Below are 19,768 nucleotides of genomic sequence, written 5' to 3'. Positions count from 1 at the left end.
CGGTCACGGCTGGGCCCCTCTCTCCGGGGCCGCGGACGAGGTTTCGGTGGCGGGCAGGGTGAAGACGACGCGGGTACCCTGCGTGTGGTCGGCGTCGATGCTGATCGTGCCGCCGTGGAACTCCACGACCTTCTTGCACATCGCCAGGCCGATGCCGGTGCCCGGATAGGCGTCCTTGGTGTGCAGGCGCTGGAAGAGGACGAAGACCTTCTCATGGAACTCGGGCGCGATGCCGATCCCGTTGTCGGTCACCGAGAACGTCCACACGCCCGCGTGGCACGCCGCACCGACCTGGACGCGAGGCGGCCGGTCGGGACTGCGGAACTTGATGGCGTTCGAGAGCAGGTTCTGCCAGAGCATGCCCAGTTGGGTGGTGTCCCCGACGACGGTGGGAAGCGGGTCGTGGGTGATCTCGGCGCCCGTCTCCTCCATGGTCACGCTCAGGTCGTCCAGGACCTTGCCCATCACTGATTCAAGATCGACGGTCTGTTGATCGTTGTGAACCCGGCCGACCCGGGAGAAGGCCAAGAGGTCGTTGATGAGCGTCTGCATACGGTTGGCGCCGTCGACGGCGAAGGCGATGTACTGGTCGGCCTTCGCGTCCAGTTGGCCGCCGTAACGACGCTGCAGGAGCTGGGTGAAACTGGACACCTTGCGCAGCGGCTCCTGCAGGTCGTGCGAGGCCACGTAGGCGAACTGCTCCAATTCCGTGTTGGAGCGCTTCAGGTCCTCGGCCTGCTCGTCCAGAAGCGTGCGCGCCTGCTCACTGAACTTCAGTTCCTCGACCAGCCGTTGTCGCATCGCCTCCACATCGAAGGCCAGTTGCCGCAGGTCGGCGGGTCCGGTGCCGGCGAGGGAGCTGTCGAATCGGCCCTGCGCCACTACACGGGCCGCCGAGCCGAGCCGGGTGAGCGGACGGGTCACGCCACGACGCAGCCCCTCGGAAATGAGGACCGCCACCAGGATGATGACGACGGCGATGACGGCGAACATCCAGTTCCGCAGCGTCTCCGCTCGCCTCAGCGTCCTCGTGGCCGCCCCCCGCTCGCTCTGCAGGTGGTCCTGCTGACGCGCCATGGCACGCCGCAGCGCGTCGAAGTCGGACTTGCCCTCCGCCGCACGCTCCGTGGCGAGTTTCACAGCCTCACCGGCTGAGGCTCCCGAGACGGGACCGGCGACGCGCCGTTGCCAGGTGCCGGCCAGCCTCTCGACCTCAGCCAGGTCGGAGGCGGCGGCCCGGTCGTCCTTGACCAGCGGTCGCAGCAGGCTCAGGGCGGCCTTCTCGTCGGTCACGCCCTGGGCGTAGGGCTGGAGGAAATCGGCGCGGCCGGAGAGGCCGTATCCGCGGATCCCGGTCTCCTGGTTGACCAAGGCCTGCTCCACCCGCATGGCTTCGATCAGAGCGGGCGAGCGCCGGTCGACCAGTTCGGAGGTGATCTGCGATGTACGCCACATCGCCCAGCCACCCAGTGAGCCCAGGACCGCCAGGACCGCCAGGGTGGTGGCGACTCCGGTACGCAGCCAGCGCCGCGTCGTCCAGCTGGAGAGAACGCCTTTGTCGGACGACTCGGTTTCTATGGCGGTCTGCATCTTGTCCTCGACGAGTGGGCCGCTGTTGCCATGTGGCAACCACACTGTACCCAGGGCTCGACAACGCATGTTGTCCCTGTCGGGAACATCACCGTAGAGTGGCGTCATGCCTGGTCCCGCATCCACTCCGCCTTTGTCCGGGGAGACGGCCGCACTGGTGATCCAGGTGGTGGACGAGCTCACCCGGCGACTTGCGCAGGATGTCCCCCACCCACCCGCGGACCTCGTGGACACGGCCGGTGACGCCCGTCGGCATGCCCTTGCGCGCTTGCGTGTGCTGCGCGATGTCAAGCAGGCCGTCAGACGTCTGGAGGACCAGGCGGCGCATGCGGCGGCAGCGAGCGGGGCGGGCTACCCCGAGATCGGCCAGGCCATGAGCATGAGCCGGCAAGGGGCCCGACGCCGCTGGCCCGGTCTCATCACCAACAGCACACCCACCCCGCCCTCTCCCGAACCCCGGAGCTTGTGACACATGGCCGCCGCCGCTACCCGCCCCTACGACGTCCTGCTGGTCGAGGACGACGTCGCCGATGCCATGCTCATCCAGGACGCCCTCGCCGAGCGCGGTACCCGCAACCTCACCCAGGTCTCCGACGGTATGGCAGCCCTGGAATACCTGCGCGACCCGGACAACGAGCGCCCGGACCTCATCGTCCTGGACCTCAACATGCCGCGGATGAACGGCCGCGAGTTCCTCGCCGTGGTGAAGGAGGACGCCGACCTGCGGACCATTCCGGTCGTCGTGCTGACCACGTCCGCCGCTCCCGACGACGTCACCGGTGCTTACCACCACCACGCCAACGCCTACGTGACCAAGCCGGTCAACCTCGAGGAGTTCGAAGCGGCGGTCCGCAGCATCGACACCTTCTACCTCGACATCACCGTCAAGCCGCCCAAGGACTAGAACCCGAGCAGCCGTCCTGTCCGCCGTATGAGGACGCCTGGACGGCCCCCCTGCCCAGCCGCGCATCCGCCCACTCCGAGCGGCCGCGCCGCCCCGCCGTCGTGTGCTCACCCATGCGCATGGCCATCCTCATGCCCGAGAACAGCCGTTTGCCGAAACGCGGGAAACGGCTGCGTCGGCAGCCGGTGCCTGGTGCGAGGCGCCGAGGAAGCAAGGCGACGGCCACCAGCGGACAGCGGACCTCCCATGGGAATGACGGCAGCGGGTAAGCGAAACCGCACGACAAAGAGATCACGTGGCCAGAAGGCAAGGACAACCCCACAGGAATACTCATGGTCATCCCGCTTAGGAATCAGGCGCCGGATGGACGAGAACCGGCAGCGCCCCTGCGGTACAGCACCGCCTGGGACAAGGAGCAACCGCCGATAGCCGGCGCTCGTCAAGCTGTGCGCACACTGCTGGCGCAGGCAGGACATTCTCCAGGACATCGGGCGTGCCAGGACGCCCAGCTCGTGGTCAGCGAGCTCGTCACCAACGCGCACCGCCACGCGCCCGGCCCCGGCGGGCTGGAGCTGGAGCTGATACGCGACGCCGCCCTGCTACGGATCACCGTCCGCGACAGCTCTCCCCTCCGGCCCGAGGTGCGAGAGCATGACGCACGCCGCGTCGGCGGCCATGGCCTCCGCCTGGTGACCCGGCTGTGTGCGCAGCTGCACACCGCTGCATCGGAAACCGGCAAGCAGGTGGTGGCCCACCTCCACCTGCACGGGTCCCCGTCCGATCAGACACAGCGGAATCCCGGCCGGCCAGTACGCGCGGCGGTCGTCACCGAACAGACTGCGGCCGCCTCTCTCGACTCACCGAGGCTGGATGGCCGGTGACCGGGTAGCCGAACTCCACGGGGCCCGGCCGAAGCCGGGCACCCATGGCGAAAGGAGTGACATGCCAGGCGTTCTCCAGCGACTCAAGCAGTTCGCACAAAGTCCGCAGGGTCGGCGCACGATCGAACAAGCACGCCGCACCGCGGCCGATCCCCGCCGCCGAGCCCAGGCCCAGCGTCTCTTCGACAAGCTGCGCACCCGCCGGTCGGCGTCGGGAATGTGACTCAACTCGGTTGACAGTCTGCCGAGTCGGCACCACTGATCACCCGCCCGCGGAACACTTCGAGGTCGCCCCACCCAGCGATGACGGCCCAACCGCTCGCTGGGACTCGGAGCCATGACTTCGGGTTCGGTTTCCGAACCGGAGCCTCAGCTGCCGGCCAGGGTGCGGTCGAGGAGGGGCAGCAGACGGTCCCAATGGCGCTGCAGCCCGGCGGGGTCGAAGGCGTCGGTGTCGGACATCGTGAAGCCGTGGACGGTGCCGGGATAGATCTCTGAGGTGTAGTCGACGCCCGCGGCGTCCAGGGCCTGGTTGAGCTCGCCGAGGGCCTCGGGCGTCAGGTCGGTTTCTGCGTGCCCGAGGTGGACCTGAGCGGTGAGCGTCGACAGAAGGCGGTGCAGGGCGTCCGGTCCGTCGGCGCCCACGGGGCCGTGGAAGCCGGCGACGGCCGCGACCTGGCCGGGATGAGCCGTGGCGGTGCGCATCGCCAGGAGGCCGCCGATGCAGTAGCCGGTCACCGCGACCGGGCCGGCGCTGACCTCGGGCCGGGTGGTGAGGAACTTCAGGTAGGCGGTGGCGTCGCTGAGGACGCGTTCGGCGGTGTGCGCCTCGATCAAGGGCATCAGCTGGGCGAAGACCGCGGGCCGGACCTCATCCCCGATGTGCTCGGGCAATTCGATCACCGGTGCCGGGCCGTGCCGGTAGAAGAGGTTGGGGACGAGCACGTAGTACCCGTGCCCGGCCAGTTCGCAGGCCATCTCCCGCAGCACGGGCCGGATACCGAAGCCGTCCGCGTACATCAGCACCCCTGGGTGCCGTTCGCCGTCGTCGGGGAAGGCGGCGAAGGCGTCGGCCCGGCCGTCAGCGGTGGGGATGTGCAGCATCTTGGTGGACATGAGTTCTCCTGTCGTGGTTGACACGTCGAGCGGTGATCAACACGACAGGAGGCGGGTCCCGCGCAGCAGCGCCGGATCCTTGATCCAACAGCGGGCCGGTACCGGCCCCTACGGCGCTCAGCGGAGCACCGGGTCACCAAACTGTGTATGGCGCGAGGCCGTCCCGGTAGTCATCGGCGCACAACCTAGCCCAGCGGACAGGGGCGATGCCAGTCTTCCAGTCGCAGATGTCCGTGTACCGCCGGTGGACGGTCCGGCTCACCGGAGGCCGCCGTCAGGGGTACGTCAGGTCCGTGTCAGGGGCTGCTGTCACTCTTGTTCATGTGAACGGCAGCGGGACAGACCGGGGCCGGGAACAGGGAGAGGTGCCCGGAGTGGTTGATCGGGGACCAGCGAGCTCGCCTCACGGTCGGGCCCCTTCGAGGGCCCACGCAGGTTCGAATCCTGCCCTCTCCGCCACATGGCACGCCCCTGCTTCGGAGCCGGGTGCACCCCTGGACCGCCACCCGGGTCAGGGTGTCCGGCGGTGCCGAGCTCTGCTGATGGTTGTCACCGACAGCACCGGATTGCCTGGCGGCACCAGTTCTCGCGTGGCGACTTCGACGGGGTGTGCGGGAACGACGTCGCCTTCTTCCAGGGCGGTCACGTACTCGATGGCCTGGGGCCCGCACAACGACCACTGGATTCCGCCTGGCCCAAGAACCCGAGTCGCGACGGCAACTGTAGATGAGCGTGGGGGGGGCACCCGGCTTCCTGAGCTGCCGGGTTCACAGGCGACCGCCCACTCGCTCGGCGGGCACGCTCAGCCGCCCGCGGTGGCCGCGTACCAGGGTCCGCATGATCCCCGCCCCCGTCAGCACGGCCGTGAGGTGCAGCGTCACGGCGACCGCGACGTTCTCCGGGTAGCTGACGTCGCTCGGGTGCGCCAGCGCCACGTACAGCGTGGCCGGCAGCCGCCAGCCGCTCCACGCGAACATCGACCCCGAGCCGAGCCACGCCGGCGCGAGCAGGAGCGGATACGGCAACCGGGTCGACCGGCCCCGGACGAGAGCCAGTACGGCGGCGGACGCGGCGAGAGCCCAGCACGCGCTGACCCCCACCAGCACATGCCAGTTGGCCGGCCGCTCATCGCGGTGCGCGATCCCCAGGGGGCCACCGGCCGCCCAGTAGAGCCAGGCCAGGCCGGTCACGGCACCGGTCACGGCGGGCCACAGCGGTCCCGTGGAAGTGGGGGTTCGCTCGGGCCTGCGCAGTACGTGGGGCCAGCGCCGCCGCAGATAGGCGGGAAGCGCGACGGCCAGCGCGATCCCGGTGCCCACGAAGCTGCACTGCAGCAGCACCGCCTCCCAGCCCGGCATCGCCGCGTCACCCCCGGAGCTCCCTGAGCCGCCCGAACCACCAGTCCGCGAACCGGAGTTCACGAGCGCGCTGATGACCACGAACGGCAGGATCGACACCAAGAACCCAGAGCCCACCCAGGCGATGAAGGCCACCAGCCGACCGGGAATCCGCATCCCCCACGGCCGCACCAGAGCCAGCCCCAGCGTGATCCCGGCCGCGGCCATACCGATCGTGACGGTGTTGAGCACCAGCCATCCGCCCAGGCTGAACCCCCGACCGACCGGCAGCAGTCCCAGTAACGAACCGACCACCCACGACACCTTGATCACCAGGTACGGCACGAGGGCCGCTGCCGCCCCGTACGCCGCCGCGCGTCCGATCCGGTCCCAACGCTCCACGACGTCTCCCTCCGCTGGGCCCCCATCGTCCGGCGCCCGGACGCCCCTCCGCATCAGCCCCCAGGCGCACCCCGCTCCCCCGCTGGTCCAACTCGCCCCTCCACCCTGCGGACCATCCCGCATCCACACCACGGAATTGCGACCCGAGCCTTGGTGACCTCACCGAGCGGAGCACGGTTCCACCCGGTCAGTCGCTCCACTGCCAGACCCGCACGAGACCCTCGTCGCCGGCGGCGGCCAGCAGGTCGCCGCCGGGGTGGGCGGCGAAGTCGTCGTAGCGGCCCGCCTGTTCGAGGTGGCGGATCTCGGGGCGGTCGGTGACCTGGCAGAGGCGCCCGCGCCGTAGCCACAGCACGCCGCCGCTGTCCGTGCAGAGCAGACGCATGCCCCTGGCGCCCAGTCCGTCCCGGCTCTCCTGCCCGGTGAACGGGCGGCGCAGCACGATCGAGCCGTCCGCGACCCGCCGGACGAGCAGTTCACGGAAACTGGCGCACGCCACGTGCGTGCCGAGCGGGGAGACGGCCAGCCAGCAGCCCGGGCGCAGGAACTCCAGCCGGTTGCGCACGGACCATTCGGCCAGGGGCTGCCCGTGCCGGTGGACGATGACCCGGTTCGTCGTGGCGAGGGCGACCACCGAGCCGTCCGCGCTCACACAGGAGGCGGCCAGACCGGAGGGGCACGGAATCTCCCGGAGCACCTCGCCGTCGTCGAAGCCGCGCAGGGCCACGCGCCGCCGGTCATGCGTGGCGACCACCTCGCCGCCGCCCGACACCAGGAACTCCTCCGTGCCGAGCGGCACCGAACACTGGCGATACTCGCCCGACGCGCCGGCGAAGTGCAGCAGGTCGAGAGTGCCCGGACGGGCCAGGGCGACGCTGTGCCGGAACGGGGAGACGACGGCCTGGTGACCGAGCCGCAGATCCGGTCCGCCGGGTGCTCCGGGCAACTGATCACCCGAGTCCAGGTCCCAGCGGTGCACGGCCCCGTCGCCGGTCACCGCGACGACCGTGTGGCCGGGTCCGAAGCCGATCGTCGACTGGCCCGTCGACGTGCGGTGGCCAATCCGCAGGTCCGTCACCCGTCTGCCGAGGCCGTCGTCCCGGGGCCGCGGCCGGTCCAGCCGGCTGAGCAGTTCGAAGGTGAACGCGGCGGCGTGCCGGGACGCGGCCGGCTGCCAGACGCGGTCGTTGTGGTCGCCCTTGTCCGACAACCGGTCCGAGATGCCGCGCACCACCAGGGCCTGCAGACCGGCGTTGACGTAGGCGGCCTGGAGGAAGCCGTGCCCCTCCATCTCCACCGCCACCGCGTCGCCGCAGTGCTCGGCGAGCAGGCGAGCGGTGGCGGATCGCTCGTGTGCGACGACCTTGGAGCCGGCCGCGAGGGGCTTGACCAGTGCACTCGGCTCGCCTCCGGGCGGTGCGGCCGTGATCCGCTTGCGCCAGTCCTGCCCACGAGCCACGGCCTGGGCCCGCTGCACCAGGGCGAACGCCGACAGATGGGATGTCGTCCGGGCACGGAACCCGTTCTCCGTGTCCTTGCCGCGCTCGTAGTCGTAGATGTGGCGTGCGGCGACGACATCGCCGAGTTCCACATCCTTCAGGCCGCCCGCGATGCCGACGAAGAACACGTAGTGCGGCCGGAACTCCGTGACCGCGCGCTGGCACAGCGCCGCGGCCGCGGCGTTGCCCTCGCCCGTCTCCAGGCAGGCCACCCGCCACCGCGCGTGCGGACCGGTGAAGGTCCCCACCTCGAACAGGGCGCCACCGGCGTCGTGTTCCTCGAAGGGGCCCACCAGGTGTTCCCGTACCGCCTGGAACTCCACGCCGAGCGCGGTCAGGACCACGACGTCCGCCTGAGGCATGAACCGTCCTTCCAGGGGTGTGCGGCAGGTGTCAGGAGAGGGTGGCGTCGCCCAGGCCGCCGTAGAAGTACGTGCTGGCCTCGTCGCCCGACTTCGTCATGACACACGTGATCCGGATCTGGTCCTGGCCGGAGATGTCCAGCGACAGCTCATCGATCTCGCTGGACTTCACGGTCACCTCGCCGCCGACGGGGTTGCCGGCCGCGTCGGCCACCTTGATCGTGCCGACGGAGCCGATCGCGTTGTGCGAGTCGGCCAGGATCCCGACCTTGGCCTGCAGCTTCCGGTATCCGCTGGTGCTGTACACGACGCTGTTGCCGGCGCTGTCGCAGGCGAGCCGGATGCTCTTGGCGTAGTGCCGGCCGCGGATGGTGATGGGCATCGGGCTCACGTCTCCGGAGTGGTCCACGAAATCGAGGTCGGCCAGGTAGACCCGCGAGGCCGCGTTGACCGTGGTCGGGTCGCCCGAGGGCGGCGAGTCACTGCCGGACGGGTCACCGGGGCTGTCGTCCCCGGTGCTCGGAGCCGGCCGGGGCGACGCCGTCACCGTGGCCGTTGCCGTGGCGGTCACGGTGACCTCCGGGCGCGGGTCGCCCGTCAGGACCACCGTCTGCCGGCCGCCGAAGAAGCCCGCGGCCATCGTGGCGGCGCACACCGCGAGGAGCTCCAGCCACTTCGGGATGATGCCCCAGCGACGCCTCGTGTGCCGTTCCTGCTTTTCCAGATCCATTGCCCGTCCCTTACCTGTGCTTACGGCAGCCCGGCGAGTCGCATCCACGCCGTCGCGCGGTTCGGCTCGCGCGCGGAGGAGTTGGACGAGGACACGTGGGTGTGGCTTCGGGTGGGCATGCACATCAGGGCAGCTGCGTAGGCCCTGTCGACGTGTCACGTCGGCCCCGGACCTGGCTGTCGTTCCGCTCCCCTGTGCCGGCCAGGTCTCTCCCCCAGGCAGTCGCTGCCCGCCTCCCTTGGGCCGCGACCACACTAAACACGGCGGCACAAGTCCCACACGGGAGTTGGGGGCACAGGTGCCACGCCCGGAAGCACAATCGGGCTGGGGGCGCGCACGCAAGTGTGCATTGATTTCCGCGCGCCTCCGGCGCGCGCTCGCACGGCCGGTCGGCTTGGTGGCGTGCATGAACGAAGCCGAACGAAGACAAGAGACGAAAAGCGATCACACTCCGGCATTGAGTACGAGCGCCCTGCCCGTCTTGTCACCATCTCTCCATGCGTAGCTCTCACGTACGGCCCCTGGCCGTGCTCTCCCTCGTCACCGCGCTGGCCCTGTGCGCCTGTTCGGGCCCGTCGGCCCCCTCGCAGAAGGCCACCGGTGCCGGTGCCGGTGCCACACGCGCCGACAGTGCGGAGCCACCCGCGACATCCGGCGGGGCGCGGTCGGCCGTCACCTTCCGCGGTACGTCCGCGCTGAGCGCCGGCGCGCTGCGCGCTACCGCCGAGCGCATGCGGCAGCGGGCCACGGCCCAAGGGCTCACCGGCGTGCGGGTCGACACGCGGGCGGGCTCCGTCGTCGTCACCGGCCCGGCCGCCGAGACGGACCGCATGCGGGCACTGGGCAGCACGGGGCGCCTGCACTTCCGGCCCGTGCTGGCCATGGAGAGCCCGGACCGCCCGCAGCCTACGGACACGCCACAGCCGCGGCAGGGGCGCGCCGCCACCGAAGGGCTCCGGGTGGACACCACAGCGTCGCCGTCCGCCGGCGTGGTGCCGACCGGCACGGGTCCGTCGGGCGCACTCGATGACTCGCTCCAGCGCGAATTCGCCGCACTGGACTGTTCCTTCAGGGGGCACCGGTCCGACAGTGCGGATGACGGGGAGCCGCAGGAGCCGGTCGTCGCCTGCGCCGCCGACAGCAACACCACGGCTCGCGGCACCAGATACGCCCTGGCGCCTGCCGCTCTGGACGGCACCGAGGTCTCCGCGGCCAAGGCCGCGCGCGATCCGCAGACGGGGAACTGGCAGGTGCAGCTTAGCTTCACCGTGAAGGGCGCCGCGAAACTCGCCGATTTGACCGGCAGGCTGGCGCAGAATCAGGCACCGCAGAACGAGTTCGCCATCGTCCTGGACGGCGCGGTGCTGACCGCCCCCTACGTCAGTCAGCGGCTGACCGGCGGCGAGGCCGTCATCTCCGGTACCTTCGACCGGCAGTCCGCCGGACAACTCGCCGCGCTCGTCTCATCGGGTGCGCTGCCGGCCCCGCTGAAGGTCGCCGAGGTGACGACTGTCCCCGCCGGCTGACCGTACGGCCCCCAGGACAGCAGGGCCCCCGGCCCGGCGACGACGCCGGACAGGGGCCCCTTCGTGCCGTAAGTGCGCGTCAGCCGTCGGACTCCGGTGACGGGATGTAGGCACCCGGCACGTCGTCCGGCTCGAAGATCTTGTTCTCGCCGGGGTACGGCTTCTTCCAGTTGTGCGTCTCGTACCAGGTGAAGTGGTTCATCTGCGCCGGATTCGCGTAGTCGGGGACCGCGTGGGGTCCGGTCAGGCGCTGCTTCGACTTCCAGCGGTCCCACTTCGCGGCGAGTGTCCGCTTGTCCGCGGGGACCTTCGCCGACGGCGCGGGGGCGGCGGCGGGGTCCTGCGGTGCGGGTGTGTCCACGCCGCAGGCGGGCGGGGTCTTCAGGCCGCCGGTCAGGGAGGTCCGGTTGGGCAGCGCCTTGAACGGCGTGAGGTCGGCCTTCCTGGTGAAGGCCTCCCGCATCGGCGTGGCCGCGCTGTCCTTCTGGTTCATCGGGTGGATGCCGAGGATCTGCTCGATGGTCCGGATCACCGTGATCTGGGAGTAGTAGTGGCTGTCGACGGTGCCGTGCTGTGCCCAGGGGCTGATGATCTGGATCGGGGCGCGGTGGCCGTCGACGTGGTCGAGGCCGGCCTGGGAGTCGTCCTCGACGACGAAGACGGCCGAGTCCTTCCAGTACCGGCTGTGCGAGATCTCGTCGATGATCCGGCCGGTGGCGAGGTCGTTGTCGGCGACCTGGGCGGCCGCGTTCGCCGGGCCACCGGTGTGGTCGCTGGAGAGCCAGAACATGTTGAGGTTCGCCGGCCCGTTCTTCTCGAAGTCACGCTTCCAGATCTGGTGCCGGTAGATGTCCGGGACGCTGGTGTCGAACTTCGCGAAGCCGTGCACGGACACGTCGTTGAGCGACGGGATCGGCGAGGACGAGTTCAGGGTGTACGCCGTGTCCTGCCCGGTCGAGTCCATGTTCTTGGCGTCGCAGTACAGGTTCTGCCAGCTCGCGTCCGCCGGCTTCGACAGGAACTGCTGGAACTCGCCGAAGTCCCGCACGCTCTTCCCCGCCGCCTGGGCGCCGGACCAGATGAACCCGGTTCGCTGGTGGCCGAGAGCGTCGTCCTCGGTGTCGTAGCTGCGCTTGTACTCACCGGCCGAGGACTCCGTGTACTCCGGATTGTCGGCCTGCATCAGCCAGTTGTGGCCCTCGGCGGAGTTCGTGCCGATGTCGTACGTGTTGTCGTACAGCCCGAACTGCTCGGCCAGCGCGTGCTGGTTCGGGGTCACGTTCTCGCCGAACTGTGCCAGCGACGGGTCGCCGTTGCCCTGCGGAACATCGCCGAAGAGCTGGTCGTAGGTCCGGTTCTCCTTGACTATCAGGAACACGTGCTTGATCGTCGAGGGGTCGCCGAGCCGCTGCGGGACCGGCACCGGCCTCTCGTGGCCCTTGCCCTTGGCGAACTTCACCGAGCCTCGGCTCCAGCCGTTCTGCTGGAAGACCTTGGGTGTCCGGGACCTTATGACACTGTCGTCGGGCAGCTCGAACCGTGTCAGGCTCGACGTCGTGTCGTGGGTGCCGTGTCCGGCGGCGCTGGTGGGACGGCGGGCGTCGACACCGCGTGTGTTGGAGACCAGCACCTGGTCGCCGACGGTGGCGATCTCCGCGGGGAAGTAGTCCGTCGGGAGCAGGCCGACGTAGCTGACCGGCTCCTGGGGGGTGGTGTACCGGTAGACTGCGACCGCGTTGGCGCGGCCGAGCGTCACCAGCAGATGGCCGTCGTCGGTGAGCGTCACCGCGTCGGGCTCGTAGCCCACCGAGGCCTCGGGCCAGGGCTGGGTCGCGATGGTCTGCACGACCTTGTCGCGGCGGGTGTCGATGACCGACACGTCGTTGGTGGCGGTGTTGGTGACGAACAGCGCCCCGCGCTTGGCGTACAGGGCGGTCGGGTGCAGGCCGACGTCGATGCTCGTGGGGGCGGCGTCCGGGTGCGTCAGGTCGATGACGCCGACCGTGCCGGTGGTGGTGGCACCCGTCTTGGAGTCGGCCGGTACCTGGGTGTCGTAGGAGTTGAGCGTGGTGTCGCCGGGCTTCGCCGGGCGCCCGCCCTCGTTGCTCACGTAGAGCTTGTCGCCGACCCGGACCAGGTCACGCGGGGCGTTGCCGACGGCCCAGCTCTGGCGGACGGCCCCGGTCGCGGCGTCGAGGGCGACCACCCGGTTCTGGCCGTTGACCGCGGAGTACACGGTGGAGCCGTCGGGCGAGAACACCGCCTCCCCCACCAGCGCGTGCTTGGCTCCGTCCGCCGGGATCCTCACGGTCGTCGGGTCGGCGACACTGCCGTCCGGGTTCACGGTGAACCTGGTGTAGCCGTCGGTCTGGCCGAGCCACAGCTGCGAGCCGTCGGGCGAGTAGGTGGGGCCCTCCTGGCCCACGTCGTTGCCGCTGACGCGCGGGCTGGACGAGGCGGCGGCGCCGACGAGTTGCTGCACCGTCCACTTCTTCAGGTCCACGATGGACAGTGCGGCACCGCCGTCGGTGACCGAGGCGGCGAGGTGGGTGCCGTCCGGGCTCACCGAGGACGACATGATCTTGCCGTTGTCGATGACGAGGCGTTCGCCGTACGGCGCGAGGTACTGGTCGCTGGAGACGACCTGGCCCCGGTCGGTGACCTGGCCGACCTGGTCGGTGCCGAACTGGTGCGTCTGGGCGAACGCGGTGCCCGCGGCGGTGACGGCGACAGCGGTGACGCCGGCGGTCAGCAGGGTCCGGCGGCCGACGCGTCTGCCGAGGAGAGCGACACCGTTCTCGTGGACACGCCTGCGGTGGCGTGTTACCTGCATGGGTTCATCCCTTCGAGGTGGACAGCAGATCGACGTTGCCGTCGAACTGCCAGAGCGGGTTCGGTGCGTCCCCGGTCGGGGTGCGCACCAGGAAGTAGCCGTTCACCTCCTTCGGTCCGTCGCCGTCGGCGATGAACCGCCCGTCCGCGGTGACGTCGAGCTGGTAGACGGCCGAGCCGGTGGCCTCGACGCCGGGCAGATGCCACGAGACGACGCAGCGCCAGTCGTTGCCCGGCCCCTCGGCGGCGACCCTGACGCTGCCCTTGTCGCACGCCGCGGTCGCCCTCAGCCGCGCCTCGGTGACGTCGGGGCGGTGCAGTTGCTCGGTCTGCAGGCGGTAGAGGTGGGCGAACTCCGTGGCGAGGGAGCGCTGCACCTTGTCCTGCTCGATCCCGGATCCGGTGGCCGCGGTCGTCGTGGCGACGACCACCACCGTCGCGGCGAGCAGCCCGGCCGGCGGCAGCACCCCGGCGGTCACGGCACGGCGTCCCGAGCCGTCATGGGCGGCATTGGTGAAGTCGCGGCGTACGAAGAGCAGGTAGGCCGGCGTCGTCGCGATCACGGCCCACCCGAGGCTGACCGCTATGCCGATCAGCAGCGGCTCGAGCTCCGCCGGGCTGGTGAAGAGGCCGTTCCAGGCGATGAAGGCGTAGCCGGGCAGGGCGAGCCGCACGGCGACGGGCAGCGGCAGCATCTGGGCGAGCTGCATGGCGAGCGCGAGCAGCGCGGGCAGCAGCAGTCCCATCGGGGACCGCCCCAGCGTGACGGAGCCGAGCAGTCCGATCGCGGCGAGGGCCAGCGTCGGGGCGAGCACACAGATCCAGGCGAGCAGGACCCGGCCGGCGGCGTCCGCCGGTGTCAGCAGGTGGCCGTCGAGACCCACCAGCGGCTGGTTGCCGACGGCCACGGCTCCGCCGGCCGCGCTGGAACAGGCCAGCCCGGCCACCAGCAGCAGGATGACGGTGAGCGCGGCCAGTGCCTTCGCCGCGAAGATCCGCCGCGGGGACCTGACCGCCACGAGCAGGTGGCGCCAGGTGCCCAGGCGGTCCTCGGCGGCGAACACGTCACCGGCCACGACCGAGGTCAGCAGCGGCAGCGCCCATGTGCCCGCGAATCCGAGCACCACCAGCGGCCCGGCCCAGCCCGTGGCGTGCATCCAGCGGCCGAAGAGGGTGTCCACGGGGAGCGTGCTCTGCCGGCTCACCGCCATCACGAAGAGCGCCGGTGTGATCCAGCAGGCCAGGATCAGCAGGCGCGTCCGCCACTGCGAGACCAGTTTGACCAGCTCGAACCGGTAGCCGCGCAGCAGCGGAACAGGGCTGGGCCGGACATCGTTGCCAGGTACGAGGGTTGCGGTCATACCGGCTCCTGCGCGTGCTGCTCGGTCAGGGCGAGGAAGGCGGCTTCGAGCGGCGACACCACGGGGGTGAGCTCGCGCGGGGCGATGCCGGCCCGCACGAGCCCTGCCACCAGTTCGTCGAGGGCGGGCACCAGCGCGCGTACGACCAGGACTTCGGCGCCGTACCGCGTGGTGGCGCCGTCGACGATGTGAATCCCCGCCGTGTCGGCGGCCAGGCGGCGGGCGGCCTCGGGGTCCGAGGTCACCAGCCGGTAGTCGAGGTCGCGCTTCTCGGCGGCCAGCTTGTCCAACGGGCCTGAGAACACGACCCGTCCGGTGGCGATGATCGTCACCTCGGAGCACAGCGCCTCGAGGTCGTCCATGCGGTGGCTCGAGAGGACGACGCCGGCTCCGTCCGCCGCGAGCCGGGTGAGGACACCGTGCACCTGCCTCTTTCCGGCCGGGTCGAGGCCGTTGGCGGGTTCGTCGAGCACGAGCAGCCGGGGCCGAGTGAGCAGGGCGGCGGCAAGCCCGAGCCGCTGGCGCATGCCGAGGGAGAACCCGCGCACCCGGTCGTCGGCGACATCGGTGAGCCCGACCTCGTCGAGTGCGTCATCGATCCCCGTCGTCCGCGCGTCGTTGCCGCGGAGGGCGGCCAGCGCGGCGAGGTTCTGCCGGGCGGTGAGCGAGGGGTAGAGGCCGGGCCCGTCCACGAAGCCGGCGACCCCGTCGGGGGCGTTGAGCGCCCGCCCGACCGGCGTGCCCAGTATCTCCAGGCGGCCGCTGTCGGCAGCCGCCAGCCCCAGCAGCAGGCCGAGCAGAGTCGTCTTGCCGGCGCCGTTCGGTCCGGCCAGGCCGTGGATCTGACCCTGCGTCACATCCAGGTCGACGCCGTCGAGGGCGACCACGTCGCCGAAACACTTGGTGATCCCGCGAGCCCGGACAGCGAGGAGTGCGTCCATGAGTCCCTTCTTCCGCAACGCTCAGGGACCTTACGGACGACACACAGCTCGGACGGAGTCGGCCGGTTGAACGCCCAGGGAACGAGTTGTCAAAGCATGGACAAGATCGGAGGCACGAAACGGCCGACATGCGAGCAGACTTGGGCAGGAGCCGGTGCGCTCTTCGATCGTGCCGGCGACCGCGTCAGGCGCTGCACACGCTCAGGCCTGTTCTGGCCGCCGGTGCCGGGTGTCCGACCTCGCGGAAATGCTTGATCACTGGTGCACCGCTGCGGTGAGACGTTGCAGTGCGGCGTGGGCGGGCGGCCCCCAGGTCGGCTTGCCCCCGGGGCGACCGTGGACACCGGCGTATGCGATGTGGATGCCGGCGAGGGCGCGCAGCACCGCCCAGCCGCGGGCGCGGCGCAGGGTCGCGGTGTCCGGGCTCGGCTGGTAGGTCTCGTGGAAGAGGTCGGCCGCGCCGTCCGGCAGCAGGATCCAGGCGGCGGCAAGGTCGCAGGCCGGGTCGCCGGCGAAGAGGTCACCGAAGTCGATCACTCCGGAGAAGGTGCCGTTCGCGGTCAGGATGTTGGCCGGGTGCAGGTCGCCGTGGAGCCAGAGACGTGGGCCCGCCCAGTCGGGCGCGGCGGCGGCGTCTTCCCACACCGCGCGGACGGCTTCCGGGTCGCGGACCAACCCGAGTTCGGTGGCCGAGGCGAGCGCTTGCGTGAACTGTTCGGCGGTTTCGGCCAGCGGGCCACCACGGTTTCGGCCTGCCGGTGCCCCGTCGGGGGCGGGACGGTGGAGAGCGGTCAGGAAGTCGGCCAGGATGACGGCCGCCTCCGCGGAGCGCGTCGCGGGGGCGCGGTCGGCGGGCTCGCCCGGTACCCAGGTGGTGACGAGCCAGGGCCGCGGGAAGCGTTCGGAAGGCTCACCGAGGCGCTGCGGGACGGGAATCGGCAGAGGGAGGTACGGGGCGAGGAGGGGCAGCCAGGCGTGTTCCTTGCGCAGGAGCGCGTCCGCGGACCGCGTCGCCCAGGGCACGCGGACGGCGAGGTCGTCGCCGAGCCGCCACACTTGATTGTCCCAGCCGAGCGCTCCGAGCTTCAGGGGACGATCCGCCAGGTCGGGGTGCTGCTCGCGCAGCAGATCCCGGATCAGGTCCTCTGTGATGTCCATCCCGGTGGCCGTCATGTGGAGCAACGGTAGTTGGGCCGGCGCCGCAAGCTATTCGTCGGCTGGTCCACTTCGGCTCCAGCACGCGGGCGGCCTGGGACATCTCGCGCCGGCCCTTCGGGCTGCCGCTCGCGCTCGTCTCCGCGAGCACCGTTTTCCGCCGCTCATCCTTCTACCTGAACGTCAGCGGCTCCTTCGACACCATTTACGGCCCCCTGAGCGCCTTCATGTCCTTGCTGTGGGCGCACCTGCCCTCGATGGCCCCTTATCCTCGGGCTCACCTTCGCCGCGCAACTGGAGGTGGCGCGCGACCGTCGCCCCGGCCGGGTCCAAGCCGACCCCGGAGTCCGAGTGCTCGGCTTTGGCGGCCTCCTGGTCACTTCCCGTCGGTGGTGAACTGTGCCAGCTGGTCCTTGACCCACGGGTCGTAGATCGCGAGCCGCCGGGCGGCCGCGGGGTCGAACTGTGCCAGCTGGCCCGCGACCCAGGGGTCGATCTGCCGGTGTCCGGCGGACGGCCGCGACGGGTGATGTTCGGCGGCCGCCGCCTGGGCGGAAGCAGGCGACGCCTGCGGCGTCGTCGTCGCGCTCGCGGGGCTGCCCACGGCGACAAGTGCGCCCACAGCGGCTACAGCGGCTACAGCGGCTACAGCGGAAACGCCCGTGACGGCACAACGCCGTATCAGCTTGCTCACGGTCTGTCCTCCAGCATCCTCTAGCAGCGGATCCCTAAGCGGAATCAGTGGCTCCGGTGGGTTCGATTACCCAGCCCCACCCTCGCCACACGCCTCATCACCGGCACAAAGCGATCTGATGTGGGCGAAGCGACTCCCGGTGTTATTCAATGAGGTGTGCGATCAGGGATCTCGGGGCTCCGTCGCACGGGTTCGCGTACGGCCCCGGCGCCGCGCCGGGGATTGCTGGGGGAGCCGCATGGACTCCACACCGTCCCCTTCGTCCTCTTCGCCGTTCGAACTGGTCAGCAGCGCTCTTGGGCGCTACATCCCGCGCGGCGGACGTGCGGCGCCGGCCGGCCCTGCCGACACGCAGGGTGACCGCGCCACCGGCCGACGCGTGCCCGAAGACGCGGCGGACGGCCCTCAGGATCAGATTCTCGGCGCGATCAACCTGGACAGGGAGCTGAGAATCACCCGCTGCAATCTGGACGCCCCCGTCTTCGCGGGTCTGAACGCCATGGCCGGGAGTTCTTTCGTCGATCTCCTGCCCGCCGGGGACGTACCGACGGTGACGCGGCGGTTGCGGCAGGTACTGGAAACCGGTGAGGCGCACGTCGCCCGGATCCAGCGTCTGCGGCGCGGCGACGGTTCGGAGCTGGTGGTCTCGCTGAGCATCCTGCCCGCCGCGGTGGCGCAGGAAGGCCTGACCGTCTCCGTGATCGCCATGGCCACCAGGCTGCACCTGTACGCCGCCGAGACCGCCATCGGCACCTCGCTGGACATCGGCGAGACCGCGCAGTCGCTGGCGGAGTCCCTGCTGGCCTGGGGCGACGTGGCCGCCGTCGATCTCGACTTCGCCGTGTGGACGGGCGAAGGAGTCATCGAGCAGGCGCGGGGGCGCATCCGGCTGCGGCGGGCGGCCCTGGTACCGGACCGGGCCTGGCCCGAGGGCTACGTGACTCCGGGCAACGATCTTCCCAGCGACGCGAGTCGCCTGCTGTCGCAGGCGGTACGGCGTGACGATGCCCCGCAGGCCATCGTCATACCGGACCGGGAGGCGGTCGAGCGGGTACTCGGCACTCCGCGAGTGATGCGTGCCCTGGTGCCCGGCGACCGGTCGGCGGGTGTGGCGTGCATACCGCTGGTCCTGGACGGCGCGCCACCCGTCGTGCTGGGCGTGGCGGAGGTCTGGCGGCGGGCGGACTACCCCTTCCGCGACAGCGAGCTGTTCGACCTGCAGGAACTGGTGGCCAGGACCGCCCATCACGTCGACCTGGCCCGTCAGCACCAGCGCGAGCACACGCAGGTGCTGGCGTTGCAGCGCCGGCTGCTGCCCCGGACCGGCGGCGACACCATCGAGATCGCCAGCGTCTACCAGCCCGCCACCCCCGACAGCGCGGGCGTCGGCGGCGACTGGGTGAACAGCTTTCCGCTGCCGGACGGCCGTACCGCGCTGGTGGTCGGTGACGTCGTCGGGCACGGCCTGGGAGCCGCGGCGACCATGGGCCAGCTGAGCATGGAGGCCCGCGCGCTGCTCTCCGCGGGGCTGGCACCCGACGAGGTGCTGGAGCACCTGGACGAGACCGTGACGCTGCTGGACGACTCGGAGTCCGGGCTGGCGGCCGGCTACAGCGCCCTCGGTTCGACCTGCTGCATCGCCCTCTACGACCCGGTCAGCCACCAGGTGACGCTGTCCAGCGCCGGTCACCTTCCCCCGATCCTGGTGTCTCCGGACGGGCACGCGGGCCCGCTCGCGGTACGGCCCCATCCCGGGCTTGGCGCCGAGTTCGCGCTGCGGGAGCCGTTCCACGTACACACGTTCGGCGCGCCCCCGGGCTCCCTGCTCGCCCTCTACACCGACGGCCTGGTGGAGGATCCGGCCGTGTCGATCGACGAGGGCATCGGCACGCTGGCGGACGTCGTGTCCACGGTGCACCCCTGGGACACCCTGCAGCAGGCCGCACGGCGCGTCGTGGCCACGCTGGCGCCCGCGCGTCAGCGCGACGACGTGACCCTGCTGCTCGCGCGCATGATCGGCTACCGCAAGGAGGACACCGCGACCTGGCGGCTGCCCGCCCGCGACGACGCGCCCGCCCGTGCCCGCGCGCAGGTCTCCGCGCGGCTGCGGCAGTGGCGCACCCGGGACGTCACCCGGGACAACGTGCTGCTGCTGGTCAGCGAGCTGGTCACGAACGCCGTGCGCTTCGCCACCGGTCCTGTCACGGTGCGGCTGATCAGGGCCGGTCACGGTCTGCTGTGCGAGGTGGGCGACACCGGCAACGGCAGGCCACGGCTACGCCGGGGCGGCCTCCTCGACGACGGCGGTCGTGGCCTGCACGTCGTGCACGGGCTCACCAGCCGGTGGGGGGTGCGGTGGACGGACACCGGCAAGGTGATCTGGGCGGAAGTCGTCCGGTGACGCGGGCGGGCCGTCCACCGACGGGGGCGGGCTCGTC

General features: G+C 70.8%; 14 protein-coding genes and 1 pseudogene. 5 read left to right on the top strand and 10 right to left on the bottom strand.

The window, feature by feature from the left end; translation table 11 throughout:
• Positions 1-3: 3 nt before the first annotated feature.
• Positions 4-1,590 (bottom strand): ATP-binding protein, encoded by a 1,587-nt coding sequence (locus ACFVVO_RS24055; RefSeq protein WP_390057645.1) that lies wholly within the window; start codon positions 1,588-1,590, stop codon positions 4-6.
• 472 nt (positions 1,591-2,062) lie between these two features.
• On the opposite strand from ACFVVO_RS24055, the gene ACFVVO_RS24050 reads away from it, so the two are divergent.
• Together ACFVVO_RS24050 and ACFVVO_RS24045 are read left to right on the top strand one after the other, a co-directional pair.
• A complete protein-coding gene (locus ACFVVO_RS24050) occupies positions 2,063-2,494 on the top strand; it encodes a response regulator (protein ID WP_390057644.1) in 432 nt (143 codons plus the stop codon).
• A gap of 332 nt (positions 2,495-2,826) precedes the next feature.
• Positions 2,827-3,375 carry an ATP-binding protein gene (locus tag ACFVVO_RS24045; protein ID WP_390057643.1) on the top strand — a complete coding sequence of 183 codons (549 nt, stop codon included), beginning with the start codon at positions 2,827-2,829 and terminating at the stop codon, positions 3,373-3,375.
• Between the two features lie 369 nt (positions 3,376-3,744).
• Here the strand turns inward: ACFVVO_RS24045 and ACFVVO_RS24040 are convergent, their stop codons facing one another.
• The gene (locus ACFVVO_RS24040; protein WP_390057642.1) at positions 3,745-4,491 is read right to left on the bottom strand and encodes a dienelactone hydrolase family protein; all 747 of its coding nucleotides are present in this window, start codon (positions 4,489-4,491) and stop codon (positions 3,745-3,747) included.
• Positions 4,492-4,850: 359 nt separating this feature from the next.
• Between ACFVVO_RS24040 and ACFVVO_RS24035 the strand changes: the two are divergent.
• A pseudogene (locus tag ACFVVO_RS24035) lies at positions 4,851-4,950 on the top strand.
• 308 nt (positions 4,951-5,258) lie between these two features.
• Here the strand turns inward: ACFVVO_RS24035 and ACFVVO_RS24030 are convergent.
• The 3 genes from ACFVVO_RS24030 to ACFVVO_RS24020 form a co-directional block, all read right to left on the bottom strand.
• A complete protein-coding gene (locus tag ACFVVO_RS24030) occupies positions 5,259-6,230 on the bottom strand; it encodes a hypothetical protein (RefSeq protein WP_390057641.1) in 972 nt (323 codons plus the stop codon).
• A gap of 187 nt (positions 6,231-6,417) precedes the next feature.
• Positions 6,418-8,091 (bottom strand): hypothetical protein, encoded by a 1,674-nt coding sequence (locus ACFVVO_RS24025; RefSeq protein ID WP_390057640.1) that lies wholly within the window; start codon positions 8,089-8,091, stop codon positions 6,418-6,420.
• 31 nt (positions 8,092-8,122) lie between these two features.
• Positions 8,123-8,821, bottom strand: coding sequence for a hypothetical protein (locus ACFVVO_RS24020; RefSeq protein ID WP_390057639.1), 699 nt, complete (start codon positions 8,819-8,821; stop codon positions 8,123-8,125).
• 497 nt (positions 8,822-9,318) lie between these two features.
• Here ACFVVO_RS24020 and ACFVVO_RS24015 point away from each other — a divergent pair, with 497 nt between their 5' ends.
• On the top strand, positions 9,319-10,347 hold the full coding sequence (locus tag ACFVVO_RS24015) for a hypothetical protein (protein ID WP_390057638.1): 1,029 nt from the start codon (positions 9,319-9,321) through the stop codon (positions 10,345-10,347).
• 79 nt (positions 10,348-10,426) lie between these two features.
• On the opposite strand, the gene ACFVVO_RS24010 is transcribed toward ACFVVO_RS24015, so the two are convergent.
• From ACFVVO_RS24010 to ACFVVO_RS23990, 5 genes are all read right to left on the bottom strand, one after another.
• A complete protein-coding gene (locus tag ACFVVO_RS24010; RefSeq protein WP_390057637.1) occupies positions 10,427-13,180 on the bottom strand; it encodes an alkaline phosphatase family protein in 2,754 nt (917 codons plus the stop codon).
• A 4-nt stretch (positions 13,181-13,184) separates the two neighbouring features.
• Positions 13,185-14,540 carry an ABC transporter permease gene (locus ACFVVO_RS24005; RefSeq protein WP_390057636.1) on the bottom strand — a complete coding sequence of 452 codons (1,356 nt, stop codon included), beginning with the start codon at positions 14,538-14,540 and terminating at the stop codon, positions 13,185-13,187.
• Entirely contained in the window at positions 14,537-15,481 is a 945-nt protein-coding gene (locus tag ACFVVO_RS24000; protein ID WP_390057635.1) for an ABC transporter ATP-binding protein, read from the bottom strand. Before ACFVVO_RS24000 ends, ACFVVO_RS24005 begins: the two co-directional genes overlap by 4 nt.
• 255 nt (positions 15,482-15,736) lie before the next feature.
• Positions 15,737-16,654 (bottom strand): aminoglycoside phosphotransferase family protein, encoded by a 918-nt coding sequence (locus ACFVVO_RS23995; RefSeq protein WP_390057634.1) that lies wholly within the window; start codon positions 16,652-16,654, stop codon positions 15,737-15,739.
• Between the two features lie 358 nt (positions 16,655-17,012).
• Positions 17,013-17,240 carry a hypothetical protein gene (locus tag ACFVVO_RS23990; protein ID WP_390057633.1) on the bottom strand — a complete coding sequence of 76 codons (228 nt, stop codon included), beginning with the start codon at positions 17,238-17,240 and terminating at the stop codon, positions 17,013-17,015.
• A gap of 328 nt (positions 17,241-17,568) precedes the next feature.
• On the opposite strand from ACFVVO_RS23990, the gene ACFVVO_RS23985 reads away from it, so the two are divergent.
• Complete coding sequence (locus tag ACFVVO_RS23985; protein ID WP_390057632.1) at positions 17,569-19,731, top strand: SpoIIE family protein phosphatase; 2,163 nt, start codon at positions 17,569-17,571, stop codon at positions 19,729-19,731.
• Positions 19,732-19,768: the final 37 nt, after the last annotated feature.

Origin of the sequence: Streptomyces sp. NPDC058145 (assembly GCF_042884245.1) — a bacterium.
GTDB lineage: Bacteria > Actinomycetota > Actinomycetes > Streptomycetales > Streptomycetaceae > Streptomyces.
This window is presented reverse-complemented; position numbering and strand designations above follow the sequence as displayed.